The organism is Halomonas sp. 3A7M, from assembly GCF_014897875.1.
Taxonomy (GTDB): Bacteria; Pseudomonadota; Gammaproteobacteria; order Pseudomonadales; family Halomonadaceae; genus Vreelandella.
Genome location: NZ_JABUZD010000083.1, coordinates 16,618 through 28,188, shown reverse-complemented (window position 1 = coordinate 28,188; position 11,571 = coordinate 16,618). Strand labels below are relative to the sequence as shown.

The following is an 11,571-nucleotide window of genomic DNA, read 5'->3' as shown; positions in this document are numbered from 1 at the left end:
GTTACGGCATCCACTGGGAAAGTAGTTAAGGGAAATTTAAAAAAAAAGCGCCGAACATGTCGGCGCTTTTTTCGTACTGACGTTTATTTGGCTAGGCGTAAGTATTGACCTGAGTCCCCACGCTGCCCTCTTGGGCAAGGCTTGGCTGAGCGCCCATGTTAGCAGAGGCAAGTACTTCCGACACTTGCTGTGCTTGCATATCAAGAGACTGCTTAAAAAGCTGCATCTGTGCCTGTTCAGCAGATTGTGCTTGATTCATATAGAGTGCGGTGCTCACTGCGTTGCTTACGGCAACATCCATCTTCCACCTCACGATTGCGATATGTTGCATCAAGATAGCAAACATCATGCTTTACTACCAAGCACCTCTCCCATTAAGTACTTAGTCAGCAGTACTAAGCCAACAGTACTAAGCCAACAGCTACCCACTGATTTAGAAACGGTCAGCCCTGAAAGGCGCCATATCAATCTCAGTCGGCTTACCTTCTATCATATCCGCCAGTAATTGCCCGGTAGCAGGACCTAGGGTAAATCCCTGATGCCCATGTCCAAAAGCTAACCACAGGCCACGATGCTTGGGAGCCGGCCCTATAACAGGCTTCATGTCAGGCAAACATGGTCGCGCGCCTTTCCAAGCAGAGGCGTCGCGACGCTCAGCGAGGGGGAATATCGTGCGCGCAACTTTTTCTGCAGCAGCTAGCTGCTGCTCATCTGCTGGCGACTCAAGCCGGTCAAGCTCAGCCCCGGTGGTTAACCGAACGCCTGCATTCATAGGCGCAAGCAAGTAACCCACTTCCGCATCCATTAACCAGTAATGAAGCTTTTTAGAAGGCTGTGTGGCGTAGTGCATGTGATAGCCACGCTTAACAAAGGTCGGGAAATGATAGCCTAAGCCTTTCAGCCAGCTACCTGCCCATGGACCTAGTGCAACGACAACCTCATCTGCTTCTAGGCACTCAGCAGCCGTATCGACTTGCCAGCGCTCTCCTTGTTGCTTCAACCCCTTAATATCAGTTTGCAAAATACGCCCGCCCTGCTGGACAAAAGCATCTGCATAAGCGGCAACCAGCCCACCTGGGTCGGCAACTGTCCAGGGGTCAAGCCAGTGAATAGCACCAATAATATCGCTACCTAAGTCTGGCTCTTTAGCCTCTAATGCAGCGCGGTCCAAAACGTCAAACTGAACACCAAAATTGTCACGGGCGTCTTGCGCTTCTTTTACGCGTTTTGCTAGCTCTCCGGGCGTGCGATAAATTTCCAACCAGCCTTCCCGGCGAACCAAATGATCAGCCTTTGCCGCTTCAATCATGGGGCCGTGAGTCTTCAAGCAGAGCTGTATCAATGACGCATACTCAGGCACTATTTTTTTATAGTGTCGGCTGGAAGAGTTATGCCAGTAGCTCAACAGCGGCGAAGCAGCATTAATCATGCCAGCAGGCCGATAACGAATATCAACACGCTTGTTTGGCAGCACGCTCAGGATGGTTTTCATATCCCGCGGGAAAGCATAAGGACGAACCGCTTCGCGCTGGATAATGCCAGCATTGCCGAAAGAGGTTTCACGACCAGGTTGGCGGCGATCAACCAGCGTTACTTGATGACCACGCTGCTGCAAGTGCCATGCAATGCTGACACCGACCATACCTGCCCCTAACACCACCGTTTGACGCGCCATTGCGTTGCACTCCGTAAAAGAAAATACTGCCTACAGTTCAAATGATTATTTTCAACGAACAACTCGTTAAAAAATATCACTATCTAAACAGCATTAACATAGCTTAAAAAACTGTTTTCAGACCCAAAAGCAGCAACAAATATCGCATTAAAAAATAATATAGATGACTTCACTGCACGTATCGCCAAAGCCATCAAAATGCACCAGCGCTTCTTACTAAAGACCTTTTTAAGCGGTTCATCAAGCGCAGGCCTGCCCCCTACTAAGGCGGCATCGCGATAATAAGCCTAGGAAAATTTCGCAGCAATTTCAGGTAGAGAGACATTTTTCGGGCAGGAAATGAATCAAAGGCAAAACCCAGGAAAGGCATTGCATAGCCAAATAAGGTGAAAGAGGCTTAAAACACGAAGGGTTTAAAACACGAGCGACCAAAACGCAAAAAAGCCGAACATAGGTCAGCTTGGTTTCAAACAAAATAATTAATAAAGGGGAAAAGTAATAATAACGCGATAGGATTTTTTTGAGGATAACATCAAGGTTAATGGGGTGGATGATGGGGATCGAACCCACGACCACCGGAGCCACAATCCGGGGCTCTACCACTGAGCTACATCCACCACAACCTAAAACTAGAATTGCATATAATTAATACGAGTCATCAAATGGGGTGGATGATGGGGATCGAACCCACGACCACCGGAGCCACAATCCGGGGCTCTACCACTGAGCTACATCCACCATTGATGAAGTATGACTTACATGTCTTACCGAATGCGTCCACTAAAAAGCCTTAATGGCACGCCCAGCAGGACTCGAACCCGCAACCTACGGCTTAGAAGGCCGTTGCTCTATCCGGTTGAGCTATGGGCGCACATAAAGCATTCTAAGAGACTGAATACTGATGAGCACTTGACCACAACCAATGTTCGGAAAAGCAAGTTACCACCTTCCGCGCTAGGTATGTGGTCGGGATGGAGGGATTCGAACCCCCGACATCCTGCTCCCAAAGCAGGCGCGCTACCAGACTGCGCTACATCCCGATTTCTTACCTTAGACGCTGCTGCATGTCCCGTCTCAAGCGAGGCATATATTACTATTTCTGAGTTTAAAGTCAACACCTAAAGTGATTGATTCGTTAGAAGCTTTGCCTTGTCGCCCTAGCATGCGAAAATCAGCCCTTCTCGAAAGCCAGTGACCTCCTGCGCTCAGCCACACAATACTAGGTGCTGAGTTATAGATAGCGAGGTTTAAGTATCGGTGTTCAACAGAGGTTCGGGTACGATGCTCACGCGCCGCCCTCCCATACTTTAAACGCCACGGCCTAGACATAGTCACTCAGCTTCGTTTCTAACCTTCACAGGGATTCTATTACATGACCGCCCAACTTATCGATGGCAAGGCCATCGCCGCTAATGTCCGCCAGCAAGTTGCCGAGAAAATCAGCGCGCGCCAGCAAGCTGGCGCGCGGGCACCTGGACTAGCTGTTGTTGTGGTCGGGGAAGACCCAGCCTCCCATGTTTATGTCAGCAACAAACACCGCGCCTGTGAGCAGGCAGGCATCCACTCTTTCCAACATGCGCTACCCGCTGATACGCAGCAGCATGAACTTGAAGCACTGGTCGATCAGTTAAACAACGATGCAACGGTTGACGGCATTCTTGTTCAACTGCCATTGCCAGAGCATTTAGACTCTCGCCCTATTCTTGAGCGCATTCGCCCAGACAAGGATGTCGACGGCTTTCACCCATACAATATTGGTCGTCTGGCGCAACGTATGCCCTCGCTCAGGCCCTGCACACCTAAAGGTATTATGACCATGCTTGCCCATAGCGGCATTTCCGTACGAGGGTTAGATGCCACTGTAGTCGGCGCGTCCAACATTGTCGGTCGGCCAATGGCGTTGGAGTTGATGCTGGCAGGTTGCACCACCACGGTATGCCACCGCTTCACGCTACAGCTTGAGTCTCATGTGCGCCGCGCTGACTTGCTTGTTGTCGCTGTCGGCAAACCCGGTATTGTCAAAGGGGAATGGATCAAACCGGGCGCCATCGTGATTGATGTTGGCATTAATCGCCAAGACGACGGCACGCTCACTGGTGACGTTGATTTTAAAGCCGCAGCAGAACGCGCCAGCTTCATTACACCCGTGCCTGGCGGCGTTGGGCCGATGACCGTTGCCACGCTACTTGAAAACACGCTAGAAGCCGCTGAACGGCACGACAAAGGCCTGGAGCAGTAGTGTTACACACACCACTGCCGTTAACGATTTCTTAAGGAGTAATCACGAGTGCAACGTATTGGAATCATCGGCGCGATGGCGCAGGAAGTGGACATACTGGCAGGACAGCTAGAAGGCGCTGAACGCTACGAGCATGCTGGCTTCGTGTTTTATACGGGCACACGTCACGGCTTGGAAATTGTTGTACTGCAGTCGGGGATAGGCAAGGTCAATGCGGCGGTAGGCACCGCGATTTTACTTGAGCGGCACCAGCCTGATGCGATCATTAACACCGGTTCCGCAGGCGGCTTTGCGAGCGATCTTGCTATTGGTGATGTGATTATTTCGGATGAAGTTCGCCATCATGACGTTGACGCAGTGGTCTTTGGCTATGAGCTTGGTCAGGTACCTGGCATGCCGGCAGCCTACCAAGCAGACAAACAACTTCGTGATATTGCCCGCAACGCCATTGCCGCATTAGGTGAAGTCAATGTACGTGAAGGGCTCATCGCCACAGGCGATGCCTTTATGGCCGACCCTGTTCGTGTCGCGACTACCCGTGAACAGTTTCCAACCATGCTAGCCGTCGAGATGGAAGGCGCCGCTATTGCTCAAACATGCCATCTTTATGGCTGCCCATTTGTGGTCATTCGCGCGCTATCTGATATCCCTGGCAGCGGTGACAACCACCTGTCATTCGAGCAATTTTTAGACATCGCGGCTGACCATTCATCACGGATGGTGGATCAGATGCTGATCGAACTTGGTAAGATCAAGCAATAAACGTTAAGAAAGCGTGCTTAAAACGTTAAGAAAACGGAGCCAGTCGGCTCCGTTTTTTGATTTGCTATCTAGCTATACAAGCTACGCTTTCAGCTTCCATGCCAAGCTCTCACCCGCCATTAGCGGAATAATATGCTGACCAGCCGTATAGGGATAATGCGCTGGCAGACTCCATGAACGACGCTCCAACGTCACGCTATCAGCATTAGCCGGTAATCCATAAAAACGCGGTCCATTGAGGCTGGCAAACGCTTCTAACTTGTCTAAGGCACCCATTTCTTCGAAGGCTGCTGCATAGAGCTCAATGGCAGCAGGCGCCGTATATGCCCCTGCACAGCCGCAGCTAGACTCTTTGTCACCCTGGGCATGAGGCGCACTATCGGTGCCTAAGAAGAATTTAGGACTGCCACTGGTCGCCGCTTTCAACAACGCCTGGCGATGCTGCTCACGCTTTAGAATGGGCAAGCAGTAATAATGCGGACGAATACCACCTGCCAGCATTTTGTTGCGGTTAAACAGCAGATGATGGGCTGTGATCGTGGCCGCAATATTATCAGGCGCAGCAGCAACAAACTCGGCAGCCTGCTGGGTCGTAATATGCTCAAACACTACCTTAAGCTTAGGGTGCCTAGCCAAAAGCGGTTTCATAACCTGCTCAATAAACACCGCTTCTCGATCGAAAATATCAATTTCATGATCGGTCACTTCACCATGCACCAACAGCGGCATACCAACGTTTGCTAGCATCGCAATCGTGTCATCGCAGTGGGCAATGTCGGTGACGCCCGATGCAGAGTTAGTGGTAGCGCCCGCGGGATAGAGCTTCACGGCTTTCACGACACCACTTTCAGCAGCACGCTCAATTTCTTCAGGGGGCGTCGTGTCTGTTAAATAGAGCGTCATCAAAGGTTCAAATGCACTCCCTTCGGGTAACGCAGCTAAAATTCTCTGCCGATATGCTAGTGCTTGCGCGGTAGTGGTTATCGGCGGCTTTAAATTAGGCATTATAATCGCACGCCCCATTTGGGCGGCGGTATGACCTACCACAGCGCTTAGCGCCTCATCATCACGTAAATGAAGATGCCAATCATCGGGGCGAGTCAACGTAATAGCGTCCACGGCAAGTCCTGTGCAGAAATGAATTTAGTCAAAGGGTCAGAACAGTATACCCAATACGGGTAATGGATAAATCTCCCCTATCCATCCCACAGCCGTTCCCAAGTGTCGTATCATGGCGACACTTTGTAAGGTCAAGGATTCAGTTTTTTATGCAGAATGTGCGTCGCTATGCGGACATTATCGCCAGTATTGAAGGATTACTTTGGCTTGGTCTTGCCTGGTCGATATCCTTTTCAATGTATTTTGGGAGTACCGAACCGACGCTGGCTGTCCTATTCGTTGTTGGTGCACTCGTGCTGTTCGGTTGGGCGCACCGTCCAATGCGTTACTTGTTGAAACGCTACCATGTACGTAAGCGCCGTACTGACATGTGGGTTCATACGCTAGCACTACCACTCTTGCTCGCTATGTTTTTCCATATCATGTTAGAAGCCGTTCTGGGCAGTGCCTGGCTACCTCCTAAAATGCTGCTATTCAACTTGCTTGCCTCAGCGGGATGGCTGACGTTCGTTATGACGTTATTTATTAAATATGTTATTCACAACGTGAAAGCATCGAGCAAATAAGCACGCTATGCCTACCCCCCTGCCTCTCCCGCTTTCGACGCCAAACCGTAACCTCGTTCGATTAACGATCGTCAGAGGTATCACATGGACCGGCTTTTTACTGGCCATTATTGTTGGTATTGAGCTACTCGCTTTCGACTTGCCAGTGACCGCAGTCGTCAGTGTTGTGATTGCCATGGGGATACTGAATATCGTCACATGGTGGCGCTTAGGCAGACCCAAAGCGGTTAATCATTTCGAATATCTTGCCCACTTATTGGCCGATATTGCAGGCTTAACGCTGCTATTTTATTTTTCAGGCGGCTCAACAAACCCCTTTATCACTTACTATTTAGTGCCTGTCACTATCGCCGCTGCAACCCTTCCCTGGCGGCATGCTTGGATCATCGCCGCATGTTCAATGGCAGGTTACACCTACCTGATGTTCTTTTATCACCCGATACCTCAGCTGGGCCACATTAACAGCGACGGCCCACTAAGCCTTCACGTATTGGGTATGTGGCTTAATTTTGGCTTATCAGCCGGACTGGTCACGTTCTTTATCTACAAAATGGCCCATGCACTGCGTAATCGAGATAAAGCACTATCTCGCACGCGAGAAGCGGCACTGCGCAATGAACAGGTGTTAGCCGTTGCTACTCAAGCCGCTGGCACGGCTCATGAGCTTGGCACGCCGCTTTCAACCATGGCCGTGCTGCTCAATGAAATGTACCAGGACGCGCCTAATGACTCCCCCTTGCAACAAGATATAGCCATTCTTCGCCAGCAAGTAGACGTGTGCAAATCGCGCTTACAACACCTTGTTGCGACGGCTGATCGTCGGCGCATGGCAGAACCAGAGATACTGGATGCTGAACTGTGGTTAGCCGCCGTTGTGCAACGCTGGCTCGTTATCAGGCCAGATGTTAGCCACTTTTTTGATGTTGCCGAGAAACGCGGCCGCCCCTGGTTGGCCGTCGATGCCACATTAGATCAAGCGCTAACCAATTTGCTGAATAACGCCGCCGACGCTAATCCAGAACAAATTGCTATTCGATTGGATTGGCAAGATGAAAGCGTTGTTATTGATATACGCGACCATGGACCCGGCATCGCCATGTCGATTGCTGACCAGCTAGGCGACACGTTTATTTCAACTAAAAGCAAAGGCATGGGGATTGGGCTGTTTTTAACCCATGCCACCATTAATCGTTTCGGTGGTGGAGTAAGCCTGTACAATCACCCGGAAGGCGGTACGTTAACGGAAGTGACGCTGCCGCTTTGTTCCGCCCCTGATAAGTAACAGCGACGCAGAGCATTCGCCAGAAAATCGAGGACATCATGCAGACGCAAGACCAACGCCTTTTAATCGTCGACGATGATGAAATGTTTTGTCACGTGCTAAGCAGAGCGCTTTCGCGTCGTGGTTATGAGGTGCAAGTTGCCCACGATGCTGATCAAGCAATGGCGCTGATCACGCAGTTCATGCCAACGATGGCAACACTCGATCTAAAACTTGAGCATAGTTCCGGGCTTAAGTTACTGCCCGACATGCTGGCAAGCGCACCGAATTGCCGCATTGTGGTATTAACGGGGTATTCCAGCATCGCCACAGCGGTAGAAGCCATCAAACTTGGCGCCGTTAACTATCTATGCAAACCAGCAGATGCCGACGATGTGATTGCCGCTTTTGACCATCAGGATGGTGATCCGAATATTGAGCTAGCCGACAATCCTCCCTCTATCAACCGTATAACGTGGGAACACATTCAAAAGGTGTTGCAAGAGCATGATGGCAACATTTCAGCCACGGCTAGGGCACTCGGCATGCATCGGCGCACATTACAACGCAAATTACAGAAGCGCCCGGTACGCCGGTAATTCGCCCACTCTTTGCGCAACGACGACGCAAAGAGTGGGCGTCAACTTGATGTTATTGGGCGGTCCATCCTAGATCAATGTTCCAGCTGGCACCCGTTACAGCGCCTGCCGCATCGGAGGCTAAGTAAGCAACTAGCTGAGCAACCTCGGAAGGCTCAATCAAGCGCTTAACCGCTGCGTTTTTCAGCATGATTTTTTCAATCACCTCTTGCTCATCCATCCCATGTAGCTTGGCTTGGTCGGCGATCTGATTATCTACCAGCGGTGTTTTCACATAGGCGGGGCAAATAGTATTGGCGGTAATCCCCTGCTCACCACCTTCTAAAGCGGCGGTTTTCGTTAGTCCGATCATGCCGTGCTTGGCACTGATATAAGCGGCTTTGCCTGGTGAAGCCACCTGTGCATGCACAGACGCAATATTAATCACACGCCCCCAACCTTTTTTACGCATATGTGGCCATGCTGCCTGGGTAAGCAAAAACGGCGCTGTCAGCATTAAATCAATGATTTGACGCCACTTCTCTTCGGGGAACGTCTCAATAGAAGCGACGTGCTGAATACCTGCATTATTAACCAAAATATCGACGCCACCAAAGCGTTTAACCGCGTCAGCAATCGCGCCACGGCACGCGTCGGGGTCGGTTAAATCCCCCTGATAAAACGCTGCGCCAGCCGCGTCAGCCACTTCTTTTCCAGCCGGGTTAAAGTCTACTGCTAACACTTGAAAACCCTGCTCACAGAAATGTTTCACCACCGCTTCACCAATACCGCTGCTAGTGCCAGTGACCACAGCAACACGGGGTGTGACAGCTTTTTCAGAGGACATAAACGTTCCTTTTGCTGAGATTATTCAGAGTAAAAATGTAAAAACAACAGTGTAGATAGAGGTAGACGTTTCTGCCTAACCAACCTCTGGAGAAGGTTTATCAGACACCATTAACTGCATCATCATGCGCTGGGCCAGTCGCGCAGCTTCCTGCATACTTTCTAAATCACTTAGATCCTCCAGAATGATGCGCTTATAAAGCTCACTGCCGTTGGGCAACGGTTCACATGAAAGCGAATAGTGGCCAGAAGGAAGATTGAGACGCAATACATTCCCCAGGGGGGCATGCTGATCCAGACGTGGCACAGCAACTAGCCACATCGCACAAGGTGTTATTAACGCACCGACCAGTAGTGACGCATGCTCCTCTTCCCAAGGCTGGAAGCACAGCGCATCAACACCAAGACGAGGGTTATAATGATCCGCCTGCTTCATTGAGCGCAGATGCGCATTTCGATAATGCAACGCTAATTCAGCTAAGCGTGCGTATTCTTGGGCAGCTAAGGTTTGCATACGCTCTTCCGATGATTAAACATTCGCCCATAACACGGCTTAATGAAGCGTGTAGTGTAGCGCTATTAGCCAAACTGCATGAGCTGCGCCACAATAGGCAACCCATTTTTAATAGATCTTTATCCTAAAGGAGTTTCTACGATGTTTGTGGTAATTTTTGGCCGCATGTCATGCCCTTTCTGCGTACGCGCAAAGCATCTCGCAGAGCATTTAGAGAGTAACGGAAAGATAGAAGGCTACCGCTACGTTGATATGCCTTCAGAAGGCGTTACCAAGGAAGATATTGCAAAAACGGCTGGCAAGCCTATTCATACCGTCCCCCAAGTGTTTGTTGACCAACAGCACATCGGCGGTTTTACTGAGTTCGACCATTTTGTGCGCCAACAGCAGCTGCTGGCTTCTTAACCCAGGCGTTAAAACTGACGTTTACACCCGTTGAACAAGCAAATCTTCGCTTGCCTATACTGAAGTATCACAGTTTATATGACAGTTCATGTGGCGTTCGATTAGGCGGCGAGGGTATCCCAATGCAGCGAGAGGAGTTTGTTCAACAGCTTTGGCTGGACTACATACATACACACCCAGACCTTGGCGGACTAAGATTGTGGCCACTAAGTACGTCAGCCGAGTATTTGACCTTGGTGACGCTAAATCATGGTCCCTTTGCTGCTAGCGAGCTCAACACCAGCCTTGCACATATGGGCTACCGATCAGTTGGCCATTACGCTATGGCAGATAAAGGCCTTTTGGTGCATTTACTTGCACCTAATGACAATAGCAGTTGGCTGGTATTAGCAGAGTTGCAGCTGGGTACGCTTTCAAAAGCACCCCGCGAAGCATTAACGCAGCTCGTGCTACAAAGCCATCCGGCCGATTGCCAAGGGCAAAATTTACTAAGCCGAGGACGCCCATGGCCAATGCCCTCTTGGGCGCTCTATCAGCAGCTACAACAGGCACATCCCCTCGCTGCCTGGCTAGCGATCATGGGCCCTAGACTGCACCACGCAGGTTTCGACTGCTCAACGATTGGCGAGCCACTAGACACCTTGCATAGTCAGCTTGAAGCATGCGGCATGCCCAGTTTTGAGGGGCTACAAAACGGCGTATTTGCCGTGTCACCGCTACTTGAGCATCGATTTTATCCTGCAATGCCACAAAAAACCGTTTTCAGCTCAGGCGATGAGCATCGTCTTTGTCTGGGGGGACTAGCACTCGTGCAAAAACATGTCGGCGACGACCATGAGCGTATTGCTGAAATCCTGCTACCTTTCCACACCCGCTGTGAAATGGCGTGAGCTGATTAGCTCACGCCTGTTAAGAGTAGTCGACTAAGGGTTATTCAGCGTCAAACGTCATTTCAGGAACGTGATCGGGCACAATCAGCTTGCCAGCTGTTTTTTCAATAATTTCTTCAACACTGACACCCGGTGCACGCTCTTTGAGAATAAAAGCACCGTCTTTAATTTCCAAATAAGCCAGGTCGGTCAATACGCGATTGATGCAACCTGCCCCTGTTAGAGGAAGCGTGCACTTTTCTAGCAACTTGGACTCACCGTGTTTCGAGGCGTGCGTCATGGTACAGATAATGTTTTCTGCGCCAGCAACCAAATCCATCGCGCCGCCCATCCCTTTGATGAGCTTGCCTGGCACCATCCATGAAGCAATATTTCCCTCTTGGTCCACTTCAAAAGCACCCAGCACGGTCAGATCCACGTGACCGCCACGAATCATGGCGAATGATTCTGCTGAAGAGAAAATAGCAGCCCCAGGACGAGCGGTGACCGTCTGCTTACCGGCGTTGATCATATCAGCATCAACTTCTTCCTCAGTGGGAAAACGCCCCATACCCAGCAGTCCATTTTCGGATTGCAGCATGACATCAATACCGTCAGGTACATAGTTGGCAACCAGCGTAGGTATGCCGATACCCAAGTTGACGTAAAAGCCGTCTTCAAGTTCACGCGCAACGCGCTGTGCCATTTGCTCACGTGTTAAAGCCATGGTGTATACC

At 50.5% G+C, this 11,571-nt stretch carries 13 protein-coding genes and 4 tRNA genes; 7 read left to right on the top strand and 10 right to left on the bottom strand.

What is annotated here, in order from left to right; genetic code table 11:
* Positions 1-91 precede the first annotated feature (91 nt).
* From INT19_RS07915 to INT19_RS07890, 6 genes are all read right to left on the bottom strand, one after another.
* A complete protein-coding gene (locus INT19_RS07915; RefSeq protein WP_193060372.1) occupies positions 92-301 on the bottom strand; it encodes a putative motility protein in 210 nt (69 codons plus the stop codon).
* A 132-nt stretch (positions 302-433) separates the two neighbouring features.
* On the bottom strand, positions 434-1,675 hold the full coding sequence (locus INT19_RS07910) for an NAD(P)/FAD-dependent oxidoreductase (RefSeq protein ID WP_193060371.1): 1,242 nt from the start codon (positions 1,673-1,675) through the stop codon (positions 434-436).
* A 542-nt stretch (positions 1,676-2,217) separates the two neighbouring features.
* A tRNA-His gene (locus tag INT19_RS07905) sits at positions 2,218-2,292 on the bottom strand.
* A gap of 46 nt (positions 2,293-2,338) precedes the next feature.
* Positions 2,339-2,413, bottom strand: a tRNA-His gene (locus INT19_RS07900).
* A 56-nt stretch (positions 2,414-2,469) separates the two neighbouring features.
* Positions 2,470-2,546 (bottom strand) — tRNA-Arg (locus INT19_RS07895).
* 92 nt (positions 2,547-2,638) lie between these two features.
* Positions 2,639-2,715, bottom strand: a tRNA-Pro gene (locus INT19_RS07890).
* 332 nt (positions 2,716-3,047) lie between these two features.
* Between INT19_RS07890 and folD the strand changes: the two genes are divergently transcribed.
* Positions 3,048-3,914, top strand: coding sequence for a bifunctional methylenetetrahydrofolate dehydrogenase/methenyltetrahydrofolate cyclohydrolase FolD (folD, locus tag INT19_RS07885; protein ID WP_193060370.1), 867 nt, complete (start codon positions 3,048-3,050; stop codon positions 3,912-3,914).
* A 48-nt stretch (positions 3,915-3,962) separates the two neighbouring features.
* Positions 3,963-4,676, top strand: a complete 714-nt coding sequence (gene mtnN / locus INT19_RS07880; RefSeq protein ID WP_193060369.1) for a 5'-methylthioadenosine/S-adenosylhomocysteine nucleosidase — start codon at positions 3,963-3,965, stop codon at positions 4,674-4,676.
* Positions 4,677-4,757: 81 nt separating this feature from the next.
* Here the strand turns inward: mtnN and pyrC are convergent, their stop codons facing one another.
* Positions 4,758-5,795: a dihydroorotase gene (gene pyrC, locus INT19_RS07875; protein ID WP_193060368.1), complete on the bottom strand. Its 1,038-nt coding sequence runs from the start codon at positions 5,793-5,795 to the stop codon at positions 4,758-4,760.
* Between the two features lie 149 nt (positions 5,796-5,944).
* Here pyrC and INT19_RS07870 point away from each other — a divergent pair, with 149 nt between their 5' ends.
* The 3 genes from INT19_RS07870 to INT19_RS07860 are packed head-to-tail and all read left to right on the top strand — an operon-like array spanning position 5,945 to position 8,221.
* Positions 5,945-6,361: a hypothetical protein gene (locus INT19_RS07870; protein WP_193060367.1), complete on the top strand. Its 417-nt coding sequence runs from the start codon at positions 5,945-5,947 to the stop codon at positions 6,359-6,361.
* A gap of 7 nt (positions 6,362-6,368) precedes the next feature.
* Complete coding sequence (locus tag INT19_RS07865) at positions 6,369-7,643, top strand: ATP-binding protein (protein WP_089038418.1); 1,275 nt, start codon at positions 6,369-6,371, stop codon at positions 7,641-7,643.
* A 38-nt stretch (positions 7,644-7,681) separates the two neighbouring features.
* Positions 7,682-8,221: a response regulator transcription factor gene (locus INT19_RS07860; protein ID WP_193060366.1), complete on the top strand. Its 540-nt coding sequence runs from the start codon at positions 7,682-7,684 to the stop codon at positions 8,219-8,221.
* A gap of 52 nt (positions 8,222-8,273) precedes the next feature.
* On the opposite strand, the gene INT19_RS07855 is transcribed toward INT19_RS07860, so the two are convergent.
* Entirely contained in the window at positions 8,274-9,047 is a 774-nt protein-coding gene (locus tag INT19_RS07855; RefSeq protein ID WP_038484408.1) for a 3-hydroxybutyrate dehydrogenase, read from the bottom strand.
* A gap of 75 nt (positions 9,048-9,122) precedes the next feature.
* A complete protein-coding gene (gene hybE, locus INT19_RS07850; RefSeq protein ID WP_193060365.1) occupies positions 9,123-9,560 on the bottom strand; it encodes a [NiFe]-hydrogenase assembly chaperone HybE in 438 nt (145 codons plus the stop codon).
* A gap of 141 nt (positions 9,561-9,701) precedes the next feature.
* Between hybE and INT19_RS07845 the strand changes: the two genes are divergently transcribed.
* Together INT19_RS07845 and INT19_RS07840 are read left to right on the top strand one after the other, a co-directional pair.
* Complete coding sequence (locus INT19_RS07845) at positions 9,702-9,965, top strand: GrxA family glutaredoxin (RefSeq protein ID WP_038484415.1); 264 nt, start codon at positions 9,702-9,704, stop codon at positions 9,963-9,965.
* A 122-nt stretch (positions 9,966-10,087) separates the two neighbouring features.
* Positions 10,088-10,855 (top strand): DUF1338 family protein, encoded by a 768-nt coding sequence (locus INT19_RS07840; RefSeq protein WP_193060364.1) that lies wholly within the window; start codon positions 10,088-10,090, stop codon positions 10,853-10,855.
* A gap of 40 nt (positions 10,856-10,895) precedes the next feature.
* Here the strand turns inward: INT19_RS07840 and INT19_RS07835 are convergent, their stop codons facing one another.
* Entirely contained in the window at positions 10,896-11,561 is a 666-nt protein-coding gene (locus INT19_RS07835; protein ID WP_038484421.1) for a CoA transferase subunit B, read from the bottom strand.
* Positions 11,562-11,571 lie beyond the last annotated feature (10 nt).

What these genes read in the sequence shown, in the direction of transcription:
- folD (WP_193060370.1), top strand. Translation starts at nt 3,048, where the DNA reads ATGACCGCCCAACTTATCGATGGCAAGGCCATCGCCGCTAATGTCCGC.
- INT19_RS07910 (WP_193060371.1), bottom strand. Translation starts at nt 1,675, where the DNA reads ATGGCGCGTCAAACGGTGGTGTTAGGGGCAGGTATGGTCGGTGTCAGC.
- INT19_RS07860 (WP_193060366.1), top strand. Translation starts at nt 7,682, where the DNA reads ATGCAGACGCAAGACCAACGCCTTTTAATCGTCGACGATGATGAAATG.
- INT19_RS07855 (WP_038484408.1), bottom strand. Translation starts at nt 9,047, where the DNA reads ATGTCCTCTGAAAAAGCTGTCACACCCCGTGTTGCTGTGGTCACTGGC.
- INT19_RS07845 (WP_038484415.1), top strand. Translation starts at nt 9,702, where the DNA reads ATGTTTGTGGTAATTTTTGGCCGCATGTCATGCCCTTTCTGCGTACGC.
- hybE (WP_193060365.1), bottom strand. Translation starts at nt 9,560, where the DNA reads ATGCAAACCTTAGCTGCCCAAGAATACGCACGCTTAGCTGAATTAGCG.
- INT19_RS07870 (WP_193060367.1), top strand. Translation starts at nt 5,945, where the DNA reads ATGCAGAATGTGCGTCGCTATGCGGACATTATCGCCAGTATTGAAGGA.
- INT19_RS07835 (WP_038484421.1), bottom strand. Translation starts at nt 11,561, where the DNA reads ATGGCTTTAACACGTGAGCAAATGGCACAGCGCGTTGCGCGTGAACTT.
- INT19_RS07865 (WP_089038418.1), top strand. Translation starts at nt 6,369, where the DNA reads ATGCCTACCCCCCTGCCTCTCCCGCTTTCGACGCCAAACCGTAACCTC.
- INT19_RS07915 (WP_193060372.1), bottom strand. Translation starts at nt 301, where the DNA reads ATGGATGTTGCCGTAAGCAACGCAGTGAGCACCGCACTCTATATGAAT.
- INT19_RS07840 (WP_193060364.1), top strand. Translation starts at nt 10,088, where the DNA reads ATGCAGCGAGAGGAGTTTGTTCAACAGCTTTGGCTGGACTACATACAT.